This is a genomic window from Segatella copri (genome assembly GCF_009495355.1).
Classification (GTDB): Bacteria; Bacteroidota; Bacteroidia; order Bacteroidales; family Bacteroidaceae; genus Prevotella.
Map to the genome: position 1 here is coordinate 19,801 of NZ_VZAD01000063.1, position 21,835 is coordinate 41,635.

Consider the following 21,835-nt stretch of genomic DNA (forward strand, 5'->3'; position numbering starts at 1 on the left):
ATACGCATTTTCTTGCAATATAAAGAAAATATTGGCAAAAAGATTATAAAAGTGTGCGAATTTCTTTCAGATAGTAAGCGAAAATGGTATAATTATTCGTCTTTATTATCTGCGGAGCGTAAAATGATGGAAGTGGCTCCGATGGTAAAGAGTGTGCCGTCTTCTATGACGCGGCGCTCTCTGTCGCCCAAGATCACATTGTCGACAAAGGTTCCTGTATAGCTGGGACCGTCGCGCAATACATATTTCAAGTTGCCTTTCTTGTCGCGACTCACATTGATGACACAATGGTTCATGTCGACACTGGGGTCTACGGTCTCGATGGGGCAGTTGATGCCGCTGTTCTTCATGTATCGTCCTATGATGTTGTCGCCCATCTGCAGGGGAATGACCTGCTTGTAGGCGAAGACATTCTCTATCACAACGATAGAGCCAAAACCATGCTCGTTGGCTCTTTCGTCGAGCTTTTCCTCCTTTTGAGTCTCGCGCAACTTGGACACACCCATGCGTATGCCGAACTGCTTGTTGCATTGTGGGCATACAAAGACGAGACTTTGTCCTGCCTGGTACTTGGTCTCGTCGAATGTGATAAAGTTGTCACACTTGGGGCATCTTACTCTTTTCATGCGTTTATTCTTTTACGAGGGTTACCCATCCGTCGGCAAAGGCCTCGTGGTGGTGCAGCTGGTTGAGCGCTGTGTAAGCTTGTTGCTCGGTTTCATAGGAACCATAGACCACCTTTACATTGTTGGATGTAATGAGTACTCTGGTGTCCTTGAAGCCCTTGGCCTGCAGACTCTCCGTATAGGTAGCTGCATTGCGCTTGGTAACACGACTTGCCAGCACGATGCAATAGTGTGGCTTGGCTATTTCTTGCTTTTCAATCTCTGCTTTGTCTGTACGTTCGGCATTCCCCGCAATCTCTGTTTTCTTCTCGACTTCGCTGGCTACAGCCTCGAGTGCCTTGATGCTGTTGTCCTTTACCATTTCCTTAGGCATAAGACGGTTCAACATGCTGATGTCTACCTTGCTCTTCTGCACCTGTGGTGTGTCGAGTGGGGTAGAGAGTGTGAAGAAGGCAATAAGGGCGATACATGCAGCCACGGCATTGCGCAGCCAGCTCTTTCTGATCTGTACGAACTCGCTGCTTTCCTCTTCCTCCTCCTCTTGTTCGTTTAAGGACACGGTATCTGTTGTGGCTTGTCGGCTGCCCTCGTTTTCTTCCACCTGTTGGTTGGAATTGCTGTCGAAAGGTATGATTTCGGCTGATGCCGCTGTCTCCTCGTTGCTGGCAGATGCGCCAAGCTCCGCAAGTGGCTGCATGACAAAGCCGTCCAAACCATAGTAGTTTGGAGTCAGCAGGCCAGCCTCGCAGGGCTTAAAGGTATATGTGCCCTGGCTGTTGAGGTAGAGAGTACCTATGTCCGTCAATTCGTATTTTCCGTTGATGTCGAGCTCGGCACGAATCTCTCTCACGTCTTCTGCGATACGGCTCAGGGCATCAGGATAGCTGATGTCGTAGGCCTCTACATATGAAAGCGCGAGGAGCGAATCGTTCATAGTGAGCTGTGGATTGAAGCCAATAGTCCTCAGTGGTGGCAAAAACATGTTGTCTCTGCCATCATATCTTGCATCTACATGATGAGCCATGAAGCCTCCAAAGTCGGGGACTATCACGCAATCGTTGCTCAAAAGTAGGATCTCTATATGTCTTTCCAGTTCAATCACGTTTGCAAAGATAGTTATTTTTTTTCTTCCCGCCAACAATTTTATATAAAAAATAAGTAATAGACGATAAAAAGTTTTATTTGTTTTGCCGTTTCAAAAAAATATATTATCTTTGCCATATATATAAAATAAGGTATAGTGCTATTGCTTGCTGGAAACGGTTCAGGCGAAGCAGAATAAACTAAAGAGTAATGGAATATTTGAAGACTGAGATTGATGGGGTCTACGTGTTGGAGCCCAGGGTTTTTCGTGATGCACGTGGCTATTTCTTTGAGTCATGGAGACAGGCTGATTTCGATCAGCATATAGGTCGTCATGTAGAGTTTATACAGGACAATGAGTCCAAGTCGAGCTATGGTGTTCTTCGTGGACTGCATTATCAGAAGGGCGAATACTCACAGGCCAAGTTGGTGCGTGTCATCCGTGGACGTGTGCTCGATGTGGCTGTCGATATTCGTAAGAGCAGTCCTACTTTTGGAAAGTATGTGGCTGTGGAACTGAGCGAGGACAACAAACGGCAGCTTTTCATCCCTCGTGGCTTTGCTCACGGTTTCCTGGTTTTGAGCGACGAGGCTGTGTTTACCTATAAAGTAGATAATGTGTACGCTCCACAGCACGAGGCCAGCATCCGCTGGAATGATAAGGACATCCACATCGAGTGGCCTATTTCTGCCGATGATGTGCTCACCTCAGAGAAAGATCTCCTCAAGGCTACATCGCTGAAGGATGCCGAGGTCTTCGAGTAAAGAGAGAACAGTGTGACCCATTTTTTTCACAGTCACAGAAAAGGAAAATTAAATCATTGATGAAACGCAATATTATATTATTGGTCATAGGGTGCCTGATGGTGTTTTCGGCCTGTAAGGAACGTGCCCAGAAGGAAACGTTCAAAGAAGACATGAAGGCCAAGCAGATGCTGCAGGGCATGTGGATTGACGAGGATGACGAGGATGTGGTCTTTCGGGTGTAGGGCGACACTATTTATTATCCAGACTCTACCAGTATGCCTGCCTATTTTTATGTGTCGGCAGACACCTTGGTGATACGTGGCGCCAGTGATATTCGCTATGCTATCGTGAAACAGGCCGCTCATCTCTTCGAGTTCAAGACTCAGAATGGAGATGTGCTTAGGTTGGTGAAGACCAATGACAAGACCTATCTCAGTTCTTTCAAGCATCAGCAGCCCGTGGTGCTCAATCAGGGACAGCTGGTTCGGAGAGACACCATCGTGACTTTTGGGGCAGAGAAGTATCATCTTTATACACAGGTCAATCCTACAACCTATAAGGTGCTCAAGAGTACCTATAATGAAGATGGAGTGGGGGTAGACAATGTGTATTATGACAACATAGTAAATGTGAATGTCTATCATGGAGCCTCGCGCCTTTTCGGGCGTGACTTCCGCAAGCAGGACTTCAGCCGTAAGGTGCCTGACTCTTTCCTGAAGCAGGCGGTGCTGAGCGATATCGTTTTCCGTGCTGCCGACAAGGCGGGCGTACATTTCCGTGCTGTCCTTGCCATGCCCGACAGCTCTGTCAGCTATCAGGTAGAAGTGACTGTTTCCTTTGATGGTCAGCTTAAGATCAGTACTGCAGGCGCTTGATGTGTCTCTGTACTGATTTTTTTTGCCTCATTTCTTTTGTCATTTACGAAAAAATAAGTAGCTTTGCAAACATGACAGTAACGCTTATCATTTTAATCATTACCGTTGCCATGTTTATATGGGGCAGGGTGAGGGCTGACATCGTGGCACTTACCGCCCTGGCAGCACTCCTTGTTTTCGGAATTCTTACTCCCACAGAAGCTCTTGCAGGCTTCTCCTCGCCTATTGTCATCATGATGATAGGACTCTTTGTGGTGGGTGGGGCCATCATGCAGACTGGTCTTGCCAAGTTGACGGGCAACAAACTTATGGCGCTTTCGCACGGCAACGAAACCATTACCTTTCTCTTGGTGATGCTCGTCACCTCGTTTATCGGAGCCTTTGTCAGCAATACGGGTACGGTGGCTCTGATGATGCCCATCATCGTAAGCCTTGCCGCAGCATCAGGCTTACAGTCCTCACGTTTCCTCATGCCCCTTGCCTTTGCAGGTAGCTTAGGCGGAATGCTTACGCTTATCGGTACTCCGCCCAACCTTGTCATCGACGAGGTGCTGACCGAGGCTGGCTATCAGTCGCTCAGCTTCTTCTCTTTCATGCCAGTGGGCCTTATCGTCATTGCCATTGGCATCATCGTGCTCATGCCTCTGAGCCGGGTGTTCTTGAGTCGTAAGCAGAGTGGAAAGAAAAAGCAGAGTGGCAAATCGCTCGACGACTTGGTGCAGGAATATCGTCTGCTCGACAATCTGCATCGGTTTATTGTGCCAAGCCATCGTTCTTCTGCAGCTATCGATGAAAAGGGTGAGAAGCTTGATATAGTGGGCAAGACGCTCAAGGAACTCAGTATACAGAAGCTTTATGGAGTGAGTGTCATCGAGATAAGAAACGAGAAAAAGTCGCGCTTGGGACTGATGAAGGACATCAACCAGAATATGGCGAAGAGCAGCAGCGTCATTGGAGAGCATGACACCTTATATATAATGGGTGACGAGGCTAAGATGCAGCGCTTTGCAGCCGACTATGGTCTGCGCAAGATGAAGGACGTGAAGATAGACTTTTATGACTTGGGACTTTCCGAGATTGTCGTCATGCCTACTTCTCATTTTGCTGGACTCAGAATCGGTGAGGCCAATCTGCGTAAACGCTTCGGCATGAATGTATTGGGAATCCGTAGAGGAGACGAGTACATCACCGACAATCTTATTGGCACCCGACTGCATGTGGGCGACATGCTCCTGGTGCAGGGCGAGTGGACCAACCTGGCTCACCTTGCTGCCGATACAGCCAACTGGGTGGTGCTCGACCAGCCTGAGAAGACTGCCGACAAGGTGCTTCTCGACTACAAGGCTCCTGTGGCCGCTGCCATCATGTTGCTGATGGTGGTGATGATGGTTTTCGACTTTATTCCTGTTGCTCCTGTAACAGCGGTTATCATTGCCGGTCTGCTGACTGTCTTTGCCGGATGTTTCCGAAATGTGGAGGCTGCCTATAAGACCATCAACTGGGAGAGCATCGTGCTCATTGCCGCCATGATGCCCATGTCTACAGCCCTTGAGAAGACAGGAGTCTCGGCTTTGGTGTCGCAGACCCTGGTAGACAGCTTAGGAGCCTTAGGTCCCACAGCCCTTTTGGCAGGCATCTATTTCACCACCTCGCTCATGACCATGTTTATCAGCAATACAGCCACGGCAGTCCTCATGGCACCTATAGCTCTGGTAGCAGCCCAGCAGGTAGGGGTCAGTCCTTATGCTTTCCTCTTTGCCGTCACCTTGGGAGCCAGTATGTGTTTCGCCTCTCCCTTCTCCACACCGCCCAATGCGCTGGTGATGAAAGCAGGAGGCTATACGTTTATGGATTATGTCAAGGTGGGTTTGCCTTTGCAGATTATTATCGGCATTGTCATGACCTTCGTGCTTCCCTTGCTGTTCCCGTATTAGCGCTTTGTCATTTTGGTCATTAGTCATTTTCGGCTGTTAGAAGTTATAGGAATGTTTTTTTCTTTTTTAACTCTCGATGCTTACTCTTGTTGAATAAAAATAACTATCTTTGTGCGATAATTGAACCTATTTTCGTCACACATTAAAAATACACAGCAAGATGGAAATGAACGAGGAGTCCCTGAAAGCCTGGGACATTATAGAGAAGACGAGTGCCAATTTGTTTCTTACAGGTAAGGCGGGTACAGGAAAGACAACCTTCCTGAAGGAACTCAAGCGCAGGTCGCCCAAGCGAATGGTGGTTCTGGCTCCTACAGGAATCGCTGCCATCAATGCCGGTGGTGTGACCATTCATTCATTCTTTCAGCTGCCCCTTTCGCCTTATCTTCCGGGTACTACATTCGCTGGTGGTGAGAAGAAGCGGTTTCAATTCAGCAAGGTGAAGCGAAACATCATTCGTACGATGGATCTCTTGGTCATCGACGAGATTAGTATGGTGCGCAGCGACTTGCTTGATGCCATCGACTCGGTGATGCGCCGTTATCGTAAGCACGATCTGCCCTTTGGCGGCGTTCAGTTGCTCATGATAGGCGACCTGCAGCAGTTGGCTCCCGTTGTGACAGAACATGAGGAAAGTATGTTGCGCCAGTATTACGACACTCCTTTCTTTTTTTCGAGCAAGGCGTTGCAACAGGCAAGCTATCTCACCATAGAACTGCAGACCGTCTATCGTCAGCAGGACGAGAGGTTTGTGGCGCTTCTCAACCAGATAAGGGAGAACAAGGCAAGCGACGAAACCCTTGCTGCACTTAATCAACGTTATATTCCCGATTTTCAGCCTCCTAAGGGTGGTGACTACATTCGGCTTACTACACATAATATCCCTGCTCAGCATATCAATGAGCAGGAATTAGGCAACTTACCCTCTCAAGTATATAGTTTCACGGCAGAGGTGGAGGGCAACTTCCCCGAGACGTCCTATCCTGCCGATTTCAAGCTGCTGCTGAAGAAGGGAGCTCAGATTATGTTTATCAAGAACGATGCTGACCACCGGTTCTATAATGGTATGATAGGCGAGGTGACGGCTATTGATAACCAGGAGATCAGGGTCATGGGAAAGGACAATGGCGAAGAGTTTATACTGGAAAAGGCAGAATGGAGCAACTCGAAATACACACTCAATGAGCAGACGCAGGAGATAGAGGAAACCGTGGAGGGCACTTTCCGACAGTATCCCGTTCGACTGGCATGGGCCATCACTATCCACAAGAGTCAGGGACTTACCTTCGAGCATGCCATCATTGACGCCTCGCGATCCTTCACCCATGGTCAGACCTATGTGGCGCTGAGCCGTTGCAAATCGTTGGAGGGAATGGTGCTCAGCAGCCCTTTGTCTCGTTCTGCCATCATCAGCGACAGTACCGTCGATTCGTACAACGATCGTATGGTTTCTCCTACGAAGGAGCAGATTGCTACGCTGCAGCAGCTCTATGTTCAGCAATGTATAGCCGAGCTTTTCGACTTCCGTTCCCTGCAGCAAAGCTATGACTTGCTGTTGCGTTGCTTGGTGGAGTATTTCATGAGCAATTATCCACGACTCGTAGGCGAGTATCAGAAACTTGGGGTGGTGCTGAAGAGTCTGGCTGCTGTTTCCGACAAGTTCAGGGTGCAGTATTCCTGCATGCTGAATGCCAATCCCGATGTGAGCGATGAGGCATTGCAGGAGCGCATACACAAGGCTGCTCAATACTTCTGGCAAAAGACGGGTATACTGACCGACCTGCTGAAGAAGACGAATGTTTCGACCGACAACAAGACTGCGAAGAAGCAGTTTGCCGACCGATTCGGGACCTTTGCCGATGAAACGCTGCTCAAGCAGTCGCTCCTGCGTTATGAGCAGGAAGCCGAGTTCTCGGTGAGCGACTATCTGAAGAAGAAAGCGCTGTTTATTCTTTCGCGTGCAGACGAGGAATCAATGGGGGCGGGTAGTGGTCGCAAGCGCAAGTCGGCAGCCAAGGAACCCAAAGAGCCTAAGGCTCCCAAGACGCCTACTCGTCAGATCACTCTCGACCTCTTCAAGGAGGGCATGAATGTGCAGCAAATAGCCACAGCCCGCGGACTTGCCCAGAGTACCATCATCACTCATTTGTCACATTATGTGCGTGAGCGAGAGATTGGTCTCAGGACTCTCATCTCTTCGAGTCGCGAAAAGAAGATTCGTGACTTTATGCAGGCTCATCCTGAAATGAAGCAGATTTCTGAAATCAAGCAAGCCATGGGTGGCGACTATGAGTATTGGGAAATCATACTTGTCAGGGATGTGGAGTAGGAAAAATGCACAAAAAAAATGAAAGTACTTGCGATGACAAACGCAAGTACTTTCAACTGCTTATGAAAGTACTTTCAACTGCTTATGAAAGTGCTTTCAACTGCTTATGAAAGTGCTTTCAACTGCTAACGCAAGTACTTTCATTTTTTAGGGGTATCTGGCTTAAATTCTCATGACTTGTTTTACACCCTTCACAGCACTCAACTTTTTGATGAGAGCTTCGGTGCGTGAGGCATCATCAATCATCACCGTGATGTTGCCCGAGAAGAGACCGTCTTTCGACGAGATGTTGATGCCTCTCATCACGAGTTTATCCTCTTTGGATATGATGTTGGTGATGTTGCTCACGATTCCAATATCATCATTGCCGATGATTCGCAGGGTAATGGCGTACTTGGAGGTTCCCTTGCCGCTCCACTTTGCCTTGACGATGCGATAGCCGAAACGTCGCTGCAGTTCCTTGGCATTGGGACAGTCGGAACGATGCACCTTGATGCCTTTGCTTACGGTGACGAAGCCGAAGATGGGGTCGCCATAGATAGGGTGGCAGCAATGGGCCAACTCGAAGTCTATTCCCTTCAGATTTTCATCGATGACGAGCACGTCGTCGTTCTGTCGCATCATTTCCTCGGTAGGATTCTCATACTCGAACTCGGCAGCACTGGCGGCAGGACGTGTGGTGTTGGTCACGTTCAGGTCGTGGTCGCGTTCGGCGATGTATTTCTCAATGATGCTGTTGGGGTCTATCTTCTCCTCGGCAATGTCCTTGTAGAAATCAGAGTTCTCCTTGTAGCCCATCTTCTTGATGGTGCGTGCCATGATGCTCTCTTCTATTTCCAACTTTCTGTTCTTGAATCGTCGCTCCAGGAGTTCCTTGGCAAAGAGACCTTCCTTCTTCTGTGTCTCCTTGATGGCGAGGCGGATCTTGGCCTTGGCTTTCGAGGTCTTCACGATGTTGATCCATTCCTGACGTGGCTTCTGGTTGCTCTGTGTCAGGATTTCTATTTGGTCGCCCGAGTGCAGCTCTTGTCTGAAGCTTACTGCGCGCCCGTTGATCTTTCCTCCCACACAGGTGTTGCCGATACGTGAGTGGATGTAGTAGGCGAAGTCGAGCACCGTGGCTCCCTTGGGGAAGTTGAGCAGGTCGCCCTTAGGTGTAAATACATACACCTCGTCTTCCTTCAGGTCCATCTTGAACTGGTCCATCAGCTGCAGGTCGTCGTTGTTCTCGAGTGCGCTTCTGATGTTGGCGAGCCATTCGTCGATGCCTCCCTTCTCGCTCTTGATACCTTTATAGCGCCAATGGGCAGCCAGTCCGTGCTCAGCAATCTCGTCCATACGCTCTGTGCGAATCTGTACCTCCACCCATTTGTTCTCGGGTCCGAGCACGGTGGTGTGCAGACTCTCGTAACCATTGCTCTTAGGCACAGAGAGCCAGTCGCGCATACGTTTAGGGTTGGGCTGATACATGGCCGTGATGAGAGCGAACACCTGCCAGCATTGCATGTATTCCTTGTCGCGTGGCGAGTCGAGGATGATGCGGATGGCAAAGAGGTCGTACACGCCCTCGAAGCCGCATTGTTGTTTCTTCATCTTCTGCCAGATGGAGTGGATGCTCTTGGTGCGTCCCTTCATGTGGTATTTCAGTCCGGCAGCATCCAACTTCTCCTGTATAGGCTTGATGAATCGTGCTATGTAGGCGTCGCGCGAAGCCTTTGTGGCGTTGAGCTTCTCCTTAATCATATAGTAGGCATCGTGCTCCAAATATTTCAGACTCAGGTCCTCGAGCTCGCTCTTCAGTTTGTACAGACCCAGTTTGTGGGCAAGGGGAGCATACAGATAGCTTGCCTCTTCGCTCACACGCTGCTTGGCTTCGAGCTGGTCGGTGTCTCTGATTTGCCTCATCATATTGACACGGTTGGCTATCATGATCAGGATCACACGCATGTCTTCCGAGAACGAGACGAGCAGGTTGCGGAAGTTCTCGCTCTCTATGACAGGATTGCGCTTGTAGAGTTCGTTGATTCTCAACAGACCGCGGATGATGTGCGCCACGCCTTCGCCATATTTCTTCTCTATGTCGTCGAGCGTCTGGTAACCGTCCACCACACTGGTCTGCATCAGGATGGCGATTACTCCGTCGCGTCTGAGTCCTATTTCGTTGACTGCTATCTCGGCTGTCTGCAGAGCATACAGTATGGGATTGAGCCCAAAGACATCTCGGCTTATCTGATGGTTGATGAATGCGTGATGAATATCTTCTCTGATCAGTTTCTCATCCTGGGCGCTGAAAGTGTTGCCGACAGCAGTACGCAATCGTTCCAGAATGGTGAGGGTTTGTTCCCTTTCTTCGGGTGTAAAAGTGAATTTTTCGTCCATAATTCTTCCCTTTTCTTAAAAACTTATTGCAAAGGTACAAAAAATCGTCATAAAATTTCTTTTTTTCAAAAAAACTTACTACATTTGTAGCACAACTAAAGAAAAAATAACATAAATATGGTATCATGAATCAGCAAGAACTAACCCAAATTGCAGCTCGCGGCATTTCGGAGCAGCAAATAGCAAAACAATTGGAGCAAATCAAAAATGGTTTCCCTTTCCTTCGTCTCGAAGGTGCTGCAGCCATTGGTAAGGGAATTATGTCTCCCGACGCAGAGGAGGTAAAGAAGTATGAACAGGTGTGGGACGAGTACAAGAAGCAGGGTCACCGCATTGTGAAGTTTGTGCCAGCATCGGGTGCGGCAAGCAGAATGTTCAAGGATCTCTTTGCGTTCCTTGATGCGCCTTATGATGTGCCTACTACCGACTTCGAGAAGCATTTCTTCGACAATATCAAGAAGTTTGCCTTCCGTAAGTCTCTCTGCAGCAAGTGCAAGGAGAACGAGGGCAGCTGCGTATGCGACCTGATCAAGGCAGGCAAGTACAAGGCTGTGGTGGCAAATCTGCTGAAGGAAAGCGGACTCAACTATGGTCAGTTGCCCAAGGGCTTGCTGCAGTTCCATGAGTATTCCGACGAAGAGGTTCGCACGCCTATGGAGGAGCACCTGGTTGAGGCTGCGCTTTATGCCAGCAGTAACGGTGAGGCAAATGTCCACTTTACCGTTTCGCACGACCATCTGGAGCTCTTCGAAAAGATGGTGGCAGATAAGGTAGAGGGCTACGCCAAGAAATTCGGTGTGAAGTACAACATCTCTTTCTCTGAGCAGAAGCCAAGTACCGACACCATCGCCGCCAATCCCGACAACACTCCCTTCCACAATGAGGATGGCTCGCTGCTCTTCCGTCCAGGCGGTCATGGAGCGCTGATAGAAAATCTGAACGAGATAGATGCCGACGTGGTGTTCATCAAGAATATAGATAATGTGGTGCCCGACCGTCTGAAGGCCGACACCGTGACCTACAAGCAGGTGATTGCCGGCATCTTGGTTTCGCTGCAGCAGAAGGCATTCGAGTATCTGCGCGTTCTCGACTCGGGTACTTACAATCATGAGAAGTTGGAGGAGATTATCCGATTCCTGCAGCGCGACCTGTGCTGCCGTCGTGCCGACATCAAGGAACTGGAGGATGCTGACCTGGTGATTTATCTGCGCAAGAAGCTGAACCGTCCGATGCGTGTATGTGGCGTGGTAAAGAATGTGGGCGAGCCTGGTGGCGGACCTTTCCTTACCTACAACAGCGACGGAACGGTGAGTCTGCAGATTCTGGAAAGCTCACAGATCGACAAGAACAACAAGCAATACATGGATATGTTTGCGCAGGGCACTCACTTCAATCCTGTAGACCTTGTTTGCGCTACTAAGGACTATAAGGGCAACGATTTCGACCTGCCTAAGTATGTGGATCCCAAGACAGGATTTATCAGCAACAAGAGCAAGAACGGCAAGGAACTGAAGGCGCTCGAACTGCCTGGTCTTTGGAATGGTGCGATGAGCGACTGGAACACGGTGTTCGTAGAGGTTCCTCTCAGCACTTTCAACCCAGTGAAGACGGTCAATGACCTGCTTCGCGACCAGCATCAGGCGAAAGCTGAGTAAAGCAACTCAACTTACGCAAATTGGTAAGTGAAGAATTTAAAGAAGTTGGAGAAACTAAACCAATAAGCCTTAAGGGAATGTTTCTTCAGAGCAAAGGAGTCAAGGGAGCTGAGGGAGTTTAGAAATAACTCCCTCAGCTCCCTTAATTCTGTAATACCTTTTTTTACCGTCACTTAGTGACTTCAGCCCCCAGCGATAGATGCAGGGTTCATATTTTAGTATGAATCCTGTCTTTGTTTGACAAAAAACTCACCAACCGCTTTGGGAGGCATGATGACCAAAGTAGGGTTGGTGAGTCGGAGTAGTGGTCAACTAAAATCGTCAAACCACAAGAAATCTTACTCTTATACTATATAAATGTTCTTTTTAGCCCTAAAAATCTATGTTCTAAACTATCGAACTTATGTTCTAAACTTTCGAACTTAAGTTCTAAACTATCGAACTTGTGTTCTAAACTTTAGAACATAGATTTATAAACTAATAGAAAACAATTTGTATCGTATTAAAGAAATTGCTCGTGGCTATAGGGGTGCTGAGTTGTTACAAAGTATGTTCCAGAAAAGAAAGTTGCAGTATCATTTTCCTTGATATATTCTTAGTCGATTCTTGGCTGATGATAGTCGTTTGACAATAGCCTTCAGGCGCAGACGATACATGACACATGCCAATATGCCGTAAACAAACACCTGGCACCACAAACCCACATACTCCTTATGTATATCGGCAATGGACGCACCAGTGCCCATGATGCGCAGGTAGCCGTTCATGCCAAATGTAGAAGGGAAGAGCCGTGACACATACTTCCAGAATACAGGAATCTCGGATCCAGGCCACGAAATGCCCGACATGAAAAGCAACGGCACCGAAAGGAAGACGAACAGCATGATGCAATCTTCTCTTCTGTAAACCAATACAGACAGCACCATCGCCATGAAGATGCAGGCTAAAATGTACGGAATGATGAATCTGAGGAACACGAAATAGTCACCCACGTCGGGCAATCCAAACCACAGGGTCACAGCGGTGTACATATATATGGCCATCAGCAGATAGAGGATAAAGTAGAAGATGGCTTTGCCTATTACTATATCCACAGGTCTTCTGTACCATTTGCGCTTGGGCAGCATGTTGGCAAGGCATTTCTCACGCTGGTTTCCCATCGACATGCCGATGCCTAAGAAGAGTGTCTGCTGGATAATGAGCATCAACACTGGAGGAATGAGAAATGCAGCAAAACCGCTTTGCGGATTGAAGAGACTGATGTAGTCGTATTCTATTGGCATTCGGGCAATCTTTTCATCTTCACGGGTCATCGGATGCAGGTAGTTGTCCACCTTGATGTCTCGGTTCATATCGAGTGAGACATTATTGGCGGCAAGAAGCAAAGCTTTGTAATACAGCAGCGAACTCATGTCACAGTAAAGTCCGACGGTAGTTTGCTCACCTCTCCAGATATCCAGATTGAAGGTCTTCGGGATGCGAACCACACCGTATATTTTTCTTTCCATCAGCAGTTGGCGTGCCTCGTTGACATCGTTGCAATGTGCTGCCAGGCTGGCCTCTGGTGTCGCATCCATCTTTCGGATGAACTCACGACTCATACTGCTGTTGCAATCATCAATCACAGCAAAAGGCACATCACGCACCACCTCGTTTGTGTAGACATAAGAGTAGAGCAACGGATAGCAAAGAGGCACAAAGATGATGAAAATCAAGATACCCTTGTCGTGCATGATTTCCCTGAGTTCCGTCATCCAAATCTGTATGATATTTATGATAGATCTTGTCATTATGGTATGTACTTAACGTTGATGAATAAACGGCGATAGTGGTGGAGCGTGAGCACTGGCAGTAAGGCGAATATTGCCAGCGCCAGCACACTATGCCAGACATATACGATGCTGTATCCGTTGAGTGCCTGGTTGACGTACAACAGATAATAGTGGCGCAAAGGAAAGACTACACACAGCTTCTGCAGGATGGTGTCCATGGCTGTTACCGGGAAGGTGAAACCAGCCAAAGAGAATGACAGGATTCCCCATAGCGAACAGAGACACATGGAGAGTCGCATCTGTCCACATACACCGAAGAGAAAGGCTGCAAATCCCTGTGCGCCCAACACGGTGAGCATTCCCACGAGTATCATCGCCATGATGCCGCTGTTGCATGGATACTGCAGATAGCGATAAAAATAAACGGCATAGAGAATATAGATGAGCCAGAACACTAAGGTTTGTGGCAACAGTTTTCCCACAAGGGCGGTGAGCGGAGACTTTCCCGATATGCGATAGAGTACAAGCTGTGTGTCTCGTTTCCATTCCAGTCCGATGGTGTAGGCTGCGGAGAGCATCACCAGGAGGATGAAGATTCCAGGTATGAGCATATTGTTGAGATATACTGCATAGTCAAGGTAAGGGTTGTTAAGCGGATGTGTCTCTATCTTGATGGGTTGTATCACGCCCATCGCCTGTCGTGGGTTCATGCCGTGGGCATAAAGCGTTTCGCGTGTCAGGGCGAGACCTGTCAGCTCGGAAGCGTAGCGCATATCGCGCATCTCCAGGTTGCCCGGAACATAATAGCACTCGTTGGTATAGAACGAGATACGGGGCTGGCGATTGGACAAAGCCTTCTCTGTTGTCTTCTTGGGAAGATAGAAGAAGGCGTAGATTTCTCCTCGCTGCATGGCTTCTCTTGCCTCGCCGAAGGTAGAATAGTGACGCACGATCTTCACTCCTTCCAAAGAGCCGAGTATTCGGGTGATGGTATGAGTAATGTGGGTGTCGTCTTCATCAACCATGGCTGCAGGCATCTTGGTAGGCAAGCCGGCGCTCATCAGCGAGGTGAGGAATATAAGACAGAACAGCGGCGCAATGATCATGCAGAAGAGGAAGAGTGGGCGATGCGAGTACATCTTCAGTTCTCTTTTGCCTATCATGGCGAGCCTTCTGATAGTCTTGCTTATGATGTTCATGATGATGATTTTTTATATGCTTTAATTCTTTGAGGATTTGTCGGTTGCAGAAGATGACTTTCTCAGTACTGCCGACATGCCCGACATGATGTTGCTTACCGGCTGTAATGGATGAGCCTGTACCTCGAAGGTCTTCAGGTCGAGATCATCGAGAGCCTTGGTGGCCTTCCATACGGCAAAAGAGCCCACATCCTTCATCAGGGTGATGCGTACAGGAATGGTCTTGTCTACGGCAGGAACATACACCTCTGCCTCGGTTCCCACGGAATAGCCCTTCAACTTGTCTTCGCGGATATTGAAGACAAACCATACATCTTTTACCACCGACACATTCATGATAGGTGCGCCAGTGCCCACCAGTTCGCCTACTTCGGGGAAAATCTCGGTTACCAAGCCGTCGGCTGTAGCCGTCAGTACCGTCTCCTTGATGTAGGAATGTACTTCGGCAATGGCACCCTTAGCACGGTTGGCCTGTGCCTGTGCCATAGATTTTTCCTCTTTTCGGGCACCGTTCACAGCCATGTCGTATTTTGCCTTGGCGGCTTTCTCGGTAGCCACGGCAGCATCATATTGCGCCTTTGCCTCATCGCGCTTCTGCTCAGCCATCACGCCTCCCTCGAAGAGGCGCTGCACACGGTTGTAGGTCTTGCGCATCACATCCACGGCTGCTATCGACTTCTGCCACATCTCGTAGGCTGCCTGTATTTCTTCTTGTCGGGCACCACTGTACACTTTGTCCTCCATAGCTTTGGCGGCATCGTAGGCGGCAGTGGCCTGAGAAAGCTTTGCCTCAACATCGGGAGCTTCGAGTACTACAAGTGTATCACCTTTGTGAACAAAGTCACCTTCTTTTACTCTCAACTCCAATACGCGTGAAGGTACTTTGGAAGAGAGACGGTAGTCGGTCGTTTCTGCCTGTCCCTCAAGGGTTTCTTCCTTGGTGGTTTTGAACAGACCTACCGTGATGACAACGATGATGACGGCAATGAGCACCAAGGCGATTGCCAGAATACTGGTGATGATTCTATTCTTTTTCATTTCTAAGTTATTTCAGATTTAACATTGTTGTATTTTAAATATGTGTATCGATAGAACCGATGGCTTTTCGCAGATAGAGATTGGCAAGGCGTACGTCCACCTGTGCGTTTACCCATTCCGATTTAGCCTTGAGCCATGCAGTCTGTGCCTCCATCACATTGCTCAGCGTAATTACGCCTTCCTTCATGCCGAGGTTGGCGTAACGGAGGTTTTCTTCTGCCTCGTCCACACTGCGCAGGGTGGTCTGGTAACGCTCCAGACTCTCCTGAAGTTTCTGACGGCATTGGTTCACCTGCAGCTCAATCTTTTCCTTCACCTCTTCGGTTTCAAATCTGTGCATCAGGGCTTCTGCCTTGGCAGTCTTCACCTTGTAAGAGCGGTCGCCCCAGGTGAGGATGGGGACGTTCAGCGTGACACCTACATTCCACATACCTTTCATCTTGCGTTCAAAGCTGTTGAATACCGATGGGTTGCTGGCCAGATAGCCTCCCATCAGGGCTACCTTGGGCAGGTATTCGGCACGTGCCAACTTGATTTTCTCATCGTAAATCTTGTTCTGAAGTCCTAAGGCCTGCAGCTCTTTGCGGTTGCCTTCTGCCTGTTCTACCAGGTTGTCTGTCTTCGAATTGACCATTTCCACCTGGCCCATTATCGCTGTGCTTTGGCTCTTCTCGTCGATGGCATCTTCTACCTCTACTGCTTCGTTCATGTCAAGTCCGCAGATCCTGCAGAGGTTCATTCTTGACAGTTCTATGCCATTGTTCACCTGAATGAGTGTCACACCGGCTTCGTTCACCTTCACCTTTACACTCAGGAGGTCGGCCTTGGTAGCCATGCCTTCCTTTACCAGTTTCTCTACATCTCTTTCCAATTTGTCAACCAAAGCCTTGTAGCCCTCGGCAAGTTTCTTCTTGCTGTACAGCGCCACTAAGTTCCAGTAAGCATCGTCCACCTCTACAATGATGTCTTGCAATTCCTTGTCGTACAGGGTTCCGGCAGCCTCTTCGGCATATTGGGTAATCTTATTGTATGCTCTGATTTTGCCTCCCATATAAATAGGTTGAGTCAGGGTAACCGCTACGACACCTGCATTACGGGTATCGGTATGAAGGGCATCCACGACTCCTTGTCCTACAGAGTTGATGGTAGAACTCATTGGAGCGAGATTGGGAACTGCTGCAGATAGTCCTGTTCCTATATTAGATAAGGTGTGCTTCTGCTCATCGCTCAGCAGCGACAACTCGCGGCTTGTGTACATATATGCACCTGTAGCTGATACTTTTGGCAGGTAGTTGGTGGTTGCAGATTTATGGGTGTAATGGGCTGCTACCTTTTTCTGCCCAGCCATAAGTAGGGATTTATTGTTGCTGATGGCTCTGGCTCTTAATGAGTCGAGTGACCAACTTTTGCCGACGGCATTTGTATTGACCAATACAAGCGACAACAATCCAAGCATTAATACTTTTTTCTTCATTATTTTCTATCTGTTTTTATAATTCATGCGGCAAAATTACTACTATTAGAACACTATTTGGTGCTCTAATAGGTCTGTATGGTGTTCTTTTAGGGAAGTTGTTATGTGAAAGAACAATAAATCTACCTTTTAGACCACTAAACGTGTATGTTTTTTTACTAAATTTGCCAGCAAAAAGAACTAAAGTATGGCAAAGTTTGAAAAAATAGACATTTCTGACATCAGACTCATAGCGAATGCAGAGTTTATAGACTATGCAGACAACGACGTGGTTATTATTGATGACCTGCGCAATTTCTCGAGGTTGCAAGCCATCAAGGTGGATTTCCTTTTGATCATAGTCATCAAGTCGGGGCGTGTGGCCATGCAGGCAGACAAAGAAGAAGCCACGGCCTCTTCCAACGACATTATTATTTGCCAGCCCAACACCATTATGAACGATTGCTTGTTTAGTTTTGACTTTAGTGCCAAGGCTGTTTGTCTATCGTCAAAGATAGCTCGAAGCATGTTGCACATTGGTGATGTGGTGGATATTTCTTTCTATTTGAAGAATAGACCTATCATTCATGTGGGTGAGTCGAATATGAGTACATTCGAAAAATATCATGCACTCTTGTCTGAGCAAATAGTAAAAGAAAATTCTAAATATAAGAAGCTGATTGTGGGAAGTTTGGTGAATTCTTTCCTGTTTTGCTTGCTGAGCATCATAGAACAAAGTTCTCCGGAAAGGGAAACGCTCCATGTCTCAAGGGGCAGTCTGTTGTTCAAGCAATTTATAGAACTGTTGTCTTCCTTGGAGGTAAAACCAAGAAACGTGGATTTCTATAGCAAGAAACTTTGTATTACCCGAAAATACCTGTCGAATGTCTGTAAGGACAACAGTGGGAAAACTGCTTACGAGTGGATCATTGAATATTCGATAGAAGATATCAGCCGTCTTTTGTCTCATTCGGATATGAGTGTAAAGGAAATCGCCAACTATTTGAACTTTCCAAATCTTTCTTTTTTCGGCAAGTTTGTTAAATCTCATCTGGGTTGCTCACCGACTCAGTTCAGAATGATGAAAGGTAAAAATGCAGCTGAGAAATAGTATGTTGGCAGAGAACTCATCGTTTTATTGCGAAGTGTTCTTTGACTGTGTAATGATAAGTAAATGATGATGTATTTTAAAAAAACAACCATAAAGGTAAGTCCCAGGCACCCTGAGATGAGAGACTTCATTGAGCGCATTCCTGAGGTGTTCGAGCAGGAGGGACAATGTGTTTATATAGGAAGAAATGTGATTAAGGCATTTTGGATAAAGGTGAATGGTGAGGACAAAGAAGTGATGGTGAAAAGATACAGGCAACCTTACTTTGTCCAAAGAATACACTATACTTTATTCCGCCCCACGAAGGCGTGTCGTGCATACGAGTATTCCTTTAAGTTGCAGGCTAATGGCTTTGCTACCCCCGAAGGCTATGGATATGTGGAGACAAGGATTATGGGACTTCTCAAGTATTGCTACTTTATATCTGACGTTGAACATAGTCCTCTCCTTTCTGAGCAACTGAATGAACTAAAGGATTTCAACAAGGTGATGGCGAGTGATTTTGCTCGTTTTGTGAATCGTTTACACCAGAAAGGCATCGTGGATCTTGACTTGAATAGCAGCAATATTTTCTATCAGATCCAGGATGATGGTCATTACAGATTCTCTCTTATCGACATCAATCGCATGAGGTCCTACAAAGGATATCCTCCGCTGAAAATATGTGTAGAGAACCTGATGAGTTTTACTGGCAGAATAGATTTGTTCGAGTTTGTGATACAGCAGTATATGAACGTAAGGGGAATTAATGAGAATGTGATCAGGAAAATCTTGGAAGCCAAGAAGGTACATGACAGACGATGGAAACATATTAAAGGCTTTACACATTTATTTAAATGGATAAGAAAATAGGCGATAACTTCCATAACTTCTGAACTTGCTAAATTTCAGTATAAAAAAATTTCACCCATCCTCCAACTCTAAACAGAGAAGAAGGATGGGTGAAGTTTTTTTATGTGTTTGTGACTGTAGAATCTTCTTATTCGTTCATCAGATAGTTCTTGAATGAAGCGAAGTCCTTTGTCATTTCGATGCTCTGCTTCTTGCCCTTCATGAACTCGGCAAGGCGTGCTGGAATCTCGATGTCGGTGCCGAGGATGCTGTCCACCTTCTCCTTGAACTTGGCAGGATGGGCAGTCTCGAGGAACACACCAACCTCGCCTGGCTTCAACTGTTCCTTCAAGGCACGATAACCGCAAGCTCCATGAGGATCAAGCACATACTTGGTGTCGTTGTAACATTGCTTCATGGTCTCGGCTATCTGCTCGTCCTTGTATGTGGCACCGCTGATGTAGGTTGTGATGGCCTCGTGGTTGCCCTTGTAGAGGTCGTAGATGCGGGCGAAGTTGGATGGGTCGCCCACGTCCATGGCATTGGCTATTGTGGCCTTGCTGGGCTGAGGATTGTACTCGCCAGTCTGCAGATAGTTGTAGAAAATATCGTTGGCGTTGTTGGCAGCTATGAAGCGATGGATGGGCAGTCCCATCTCATGACCGAAGAGTCCGGCTGTGATGTTACCGAAGTTTCCGCTGGGCACGCAGATCACCAACTTGTCTGCCAGTCCCTTCTCCTTCATGCGTGCATAGGCGTTGAAGTAGTAGAAAGCCTGAGGCAGGAATCGTGCCACATTGATAGAGTTGGCCGAGGTGAGCTTCATGTGCTTGTTGAGTTCCTCGTCCATGAAAGCCGACTTGACAAGCGCCTGGCAGTCGTCGAACACGCCATCCACCTCGAGGGCTGTGATGTTCTGTCCGAGGGTGGTGAACTGGCTTTCCTGAATCTTGCTTACCTTCCCCTTAGGATAGAGCACATAGACGTGAATGCCGTCAACACCGAGAAATCCGTTGGCTACAGCCGAACCTGTATCGCCCGAAGTAGCAACGAGCACGTTGACTTCCTCCTTGCCTTCCTGACGCACGAAGTACTGCAGCAGACGGGCCATGAAGCGCGCGCCTACATCCTTGAAGGCGAGGGTAGGGCCATGGAAAAGCTCCAAAGAGTAGATGTTTGGCTCTACTTCTACCACAGGGCAGTCGAAAGCCAGTGTGTCGTAGACGATCTTCTTCAAAGACTCAGCATCGACGTCCTCGCCGAAGAAGGCGTCAGCCACCTTGTAGGCAATCTCCTGGAAGGAGAGTTTCTCAATGTTGTCGAAGAAGTCCTGTGGCAACTTCTTGATGACTTCGGGCATGTAGAGACCACGGTCTTCTGCCAGTCCTTTTACTACCGCCTTGTGAAGATCGGCGATGGGTGCTTTCTTATTTGTTGAATAATATTTCATTTTGATTTTAATTGATTGCCATAAATGTGTTCATAAATTCCTGCAGTTGCAGCAGTCCGTAGCAGCCTCTCACGCAACTTACCTCGTCGTACTTTTCTACGCTGTCGGGCTCGATGCCGGGATAGTAGATGATGAACGGTACGGGCTCTTTCACGTGGGTGCGAATCTCTACCGGAGTAGGATGGTCGGGCAGGATAGCGATGCATACTGGCTCGTCCCAAGTGCTTACCTCGTCGAAGATTGGTTTGATGAGTCGCTGGTCGAGGTTTTCGATGGTTTTGAGCTTCAGTTCCAGGTCGCCGTCGTGGCCAGCCTCGTCGCTCGCCTCTACGTGCACATAAACGAAGTCGTCGCCGTCTTTCAGCGCCTGGATAGCTGCTGCTGCCTTTCCCTCGTAGTTGGTGTTGGCAAGACCGGTAGCGCCCTCAACGATGATGTTGCGCAGACCGGCGTAATGGCCGATGCCTCGTATCAGGTCTACTGCAGAAATCACAGAACCCTTCTTGATTTGCGGATACATCTGCGAGAGGGTGAGCATGTGCGGACGATAACCTCCGCCCCAAGGCCAGATGATGTTTGCCATGCGCTCGCCACGCTCCTTGCGCGCTACATTGAACGGATGGTTCTCCAGAATCTCCTGACTCTTCAGAATCAGCTTGTTCAGAAGGTCGGCTGTCTGCTGGGCACTCATGCGATATTCGTCGCTCAGGATACCGCCGTTCTCAGCCACATCCTCGGCAGGAGTCTTGTCGCTGTTGCCGGCAAGAAGAGCCTCGTCAACACCTTCCATCGGTTTCACCAGCAGCGGTTTCCACTCTTCGTTAGGATGATCGTGAGGAGGAGCGCAATCTACATATTTGTTTCCGCCCTTGATGATCAGAAGGTGTCGATACTGGATTCCGGTGATGAATTTCACGATGCCGGGATACTGGCTGGCAAGCTTCTCGTTGAGGTACTTGATGAGCACGTCGGCGTCTTCTGTCTCCAGGTTACCGCCGTTGTGTGTCACGATGATTCCATTGTTCACGTTGATGATGTTGCAGCGCAGAGCGAAGTCGTTAGGACTCATCTCGTAGCCGATGCTTGCAGCTTCGAGCGGTCCGCGTCCCTCGTAAACCTCGTTCTGGTCGTATCCCATGATAGAACTGTTGGCAACCTCAGATCCAGGATGAAATCCGTCGGGTACGGTTACCAGTCGTCCAGTCTTTCCTTTCTTTGCCAGCATGTCCATATAAGGTTTGTTGGCGTATTGCAGGAGAGTCTTGCCTCCCAGTCGTTCTACAGCGTGGTCGGCCATGCCGTCGCCAAGTATGATAATATGCTTCATAATTGTTATCCTTTCTATCTGATAAG

General features: G+C 48.1%; 17 protein-coding genes. 8 read left to right on the forward strand and 9 right to left on the reverse strand.

Going from position 1 to position 21,835, the window contains the following annotated elements; genetic code table 11:
• Positions 1-92: 92 nt before the first annotated feature.
• Positions 93-626, reverse strand: a complete 534-nt coding sequence (locus tag F7D20_RS08165; protein ID WP_022252396.1) for an FHA domain-containing protein — start codon at positions 624-626, stop codon at positions 93-95.
• A 4-nt stretch (positions 627-630) separates the two neighbouring features.
• Complete coding sequence (locus F7D20_RS08170) at positions 631-1,692, reverse strand: SPOR domain-containing protein (protein WP_437182661.1); 1,062 nt, start codon at positions 1,690-1,692, stop codon at positions 631-633.
• 227 nt (positions 1,693-1,919) lie between these two features.
• Between F7D20_RS08170 and rfbC the strand changes: the two genes are divergently transcribed.
• The 5 genes from rfbC (at position 1,920) to F7D20_RS08190 (ending at position 7,594) form a co-directional block, all read left to right on the forward strand.
• Positions 1,920-2,474: a dTDP-4-dehydrorhamnose 3,5-epimerase gene (gene rfbC / locus F7D20_RS08175; protein ID WP_158463611.1), complete on the forward strand. Its 555-nt coding sequence runs from the start codon at positions 1,920-1,922 to the stop codon at positions 2,472-2,474.
• 59 nt (positions 2,475-2,533) lie between these two features.
• On the forward strand, positions 2,534-2,698 hold the full coding sequence (locus tag F7D20_RS13225) for a hypothetical protein (protein ID WP_367383922.1): 165 nt from the start codon (positions 2,534-2,536) through the stop codon (positions 2,696-2,698).
• A gap of 33 nt (positions 2,699-2,731) precedes the next feature.
• Positions 2,732-3,331 carry a DUF4738 domain-containing protein gene (locus F7D20_RS08180; protein WP_367383923.1) on the forward strand — a complete coding sequence of 200 codons (600 nt, stop codon included), beginning with the start codon at positions 2,732-2,734 and terminating at the stop codon, positions 3,329-3,331.
• A gap of 71 nt (positions 3,332-3,402) precedes the next feature.
• On the forward strand, positions 3,403-5,265 hold the full coding sequence (locus tag F7D20_RS08185) for an SLC13 family permease (protein ID WP_158463612.1): 1,863 nt from the start codon (positions 3,403-3,405) through the stop codon (positions 5,263-5,265).
• A gap of 160 nt (positions 5,266-5,425) precedes the next feature.
• Entirely contained in the window at positions 5,426-7,594 is a 2,169-nt protein-coding gene (locus tag F7D20_RS08190; protein ID WP_158463613.1) for a helix-turn-helix domain-containing protein, read from the forward strand.
• A gap of 162 nt (positions 7,595-7,756) precedes the next feature.
• Here the strand turns inward: F7D20_RS08190 and F7D20_RS08195 are convergent, their stop codons facing one another.
• Positions 7,757-9,973 (reverse strand): RelA/SpoT family protein, encoded by a 2,217-nt coding sequence (locus tag F7D20_RS08195; RefSeq protein WP_158463614.1) that lies wholly within the window; start codon positions 9,971-9,973, stop codon positions 7,757-7,759.
• A 125-nt stretch (positions 9,974-10,098) separates the two neighbouring features.
• On the opposite strand from F7D20_RS08195, the gene F7D20_RS08200 reads away from it, so the two are divergent.
• Positions 10,099-11,628 (forward strand): DUF4301 family protein, encoded by a 1,530-nt coding sequence (locus F7D20_RS08200; RefSeq protein WP_158463615.1) that lies wholly within the window; start codon positions 10,099-10,101, stop codon positions 11,626-11,628.
• Positions 11,629-12,203: 575 nt separating this feature from the next.
• Here the strand turns inward: F7D20_RS08200 and F7D20_RS08205 are convergent.
• From F7D20_RS08205 to F7D20_RS08220, 4 genes are read right to left on the reverse strand one after another with little or no spacing between them, the layout of a single operon-like run.
• The gene (locus F7D20_RS08205) at positions 12,204-13,418 is read right to left on the reverse strand and encodes an ABC transporter permease (protein WP_158463616.1); all 1,215 of its coding nucleotides are present in this window, start codon (positions 13,416-13,418) and stop codon (positions 12,204-12,206) included.
• Positions 13,418-14,590 (reverse strand): ABC transporter permease, encoded by a 1,173-nt coding sequence (locus F7D20_RS08210; protein WP_367383924.1) that lies wholly within the window; start codon positions 14,588-14,590, stop codon positions 13,418-13,420. The genes F7D20_RS08205 and F7D20_RS08210 overlap by 1 nt, the downstream gene beginning before the upstream one ends.
• 30 nt (positions 14,591-14,620) lie before the next feature.
• On the reverse strand, positions 14,621-15,637 hold the full coding sequence (locus F7D20_RS08215; RefSeq protein ID WP_158463618.1) for an HlyD family secretion protein: 1,017 nt from the start codon (positions 15,635-15,637) through the stop codon (positions 14,621-14,623).
• Between the two features lie 34 nt (positions 15,638-15,671).
• A complete protein-coding gene (locus tag F7D20_RS08220; protein WP_158463619.1) occupies positions 15,672-17,111 on the reverse strand; it encodes a TolC family protein in 1,440 nt (479 codons plus the stop codon).
• Between the two features lie 187 nt (positions 17,112-17,298).
• Here F7D20_RS08220 and F7D20_RS08225 point away from each other — a divergent pair, with 187 nt between their 5' ends.
• Entirely contained in the window at positions 17,299-18,201 is a 903-nt protein-coding gene (locus tag F7D20_RS08225; RefSeq protein ID WP_158463620.1) for a helix-turn-helix domain-containing protein, read from the forward strand.
• Positions 18,202-18,318: 117 nt separating this feature from the next.
• Positions 18,319-19,053 carry a lipopolysaccharide kinase InaA family protein gene (locus F7D20_RS08230; RefSeq protein WP_194253529.1) on the forward strand — a complete coding sequence of 245 codons (735 nt, stop codon included), beginning with the start codon at positions 18,319-18,321 and terminating at the stop codon, positions 19,051-19,053.
• Between the two features lie 127 nt (positions 19,054-19,180).
• Here F7D20_RS08230 and thrC read toward each other — a convergent pair whose 3' ends face one another.
• Both thrC and F7D20_RS08240 read right to left on the reverse strand, forming a co-directional pair.
• On the reverse strand, positions 19,181-20,482 hold the full coding sequence (gene thrC / locus F7D20_RS08235) for a threonine synthase (RefSeq protein ID WP_158463622.1): 1,302 nt from the start codon (positions 20,480-20,482) through the stop codon (positions 19,181-19,183).
• Between the two features lie 7 nt (positions 20,483-20,489).
• Positions 20,490-21,809: a cofactor-independent phosphoglycerate mutase gene (locus F7D20_RS08240; protein WP_158463623.1), complete on the reverse strand. Its 1,320-nt coding sequence runs from the start codon at positions 21,807-21,809 to the stop codon at positions 20,490-20,492.
• Positions 21,810-21,835: the final 26 nt, after the last annotated feature.

Coding starts and splice junctions, on each gene's coding strand:
- F7D20_RS08165 (WP_022252396.1), bottom strand. CDS start 626: ATGAAAAGAGTAAGATGCCCCAAGTGTGACAACTTTATCACATTCGAC.
- rfbC (WP_158463611.1), top strand. CDS start 1,920: ATGGAATATTTGAAGACTGAGATTGATGGGGTCTACGTGTTGGAGCCC.
- F7D20_RS13225 (WP_367383922.1), top strand. CDS start 2,534: ATGAAACGCAATATTATATTATTGGTCATAGGGTGCCTGATGGTGTTT.
- F7D20_RS08180 (WP_367383923.1), top strand. CDS start 2,732: ATGCCTGCCTATTTTTATGTGTCGGCAGACACCTTGGTGATACGTGGC.
- F7D20_RS08185 (WP_158463612.1), top strand. CDS start 3,403: ATGACAGTAACGCTTATCATTTTAATCATTACCGTTGCCATGTTTATA.
- F7D20_RS08190 (WP_158463613.1), top strand. CDS start 5,426: ATGGAAATGAACGAGGAGTCCCTGAAAGCCTGGGACATTATAGAGAAG.
- F7D20_RS08195 (WP_158463614.1), bottom strand. CDS start 9,973: ATGGACGAAAAATTCACTTTTACACCCGAAGAAAGGGAACAAACCCTC.
- F7D20_RS08200 (WP_158463615.1), top strand. CDS start 10,099: ATGAATCAGCAAGAACTAACCCAAATTGCAGCTCGCGGCATTTCGGAG.
- F7D20_RS08205 (WP_158463616.1), bottom strand. CDS start 13,418: ATGACAAGATCTATCATAAATATCATACAGATTTGGATGACGGAACTC.
- F7D20_RS08215 (WP_158463618.1), bottom strand. CDS start 15,637: ATGAAAAAGAATAGAATCATCACCAGTATTCTGGCAATCGCCTTGGTG.
- F7D20_RS08220 (WP_158463619.1), bottom strand. CDS start 17,111: ATGAAGAAAAAAGTATTAATGCTTGGATTGTTGTCGCTTGTATTGGTC.
- F7D20_RS08225 (WP_158463620.1), top strand. CDS start 17,299: ATGGCAAAGTTTGAAAAAATAGACATTTCTGACATCAGACTCATAGCG.
- F7D20_RS08230 (WP_194253529.1), top strand. CDS start 18,319: ATGAGAGACTTCATTGAGCGCATTCCTGAGGTGTTCGAGCAGGAGGGA.
- thrC (WP_158463622.1), bottom strand. CDS start 20,482: ATGAAATATTATTCAACAAATAAGAAAGCACCCATCGCCGATCTTCAC.
- F7D20_RS08240 (WP_158463623.1), bottom strand. CDS start 21,809: ATGAAGCATATTATCATACTTGGCGACGGCATGGCCGACCACGCTGTA.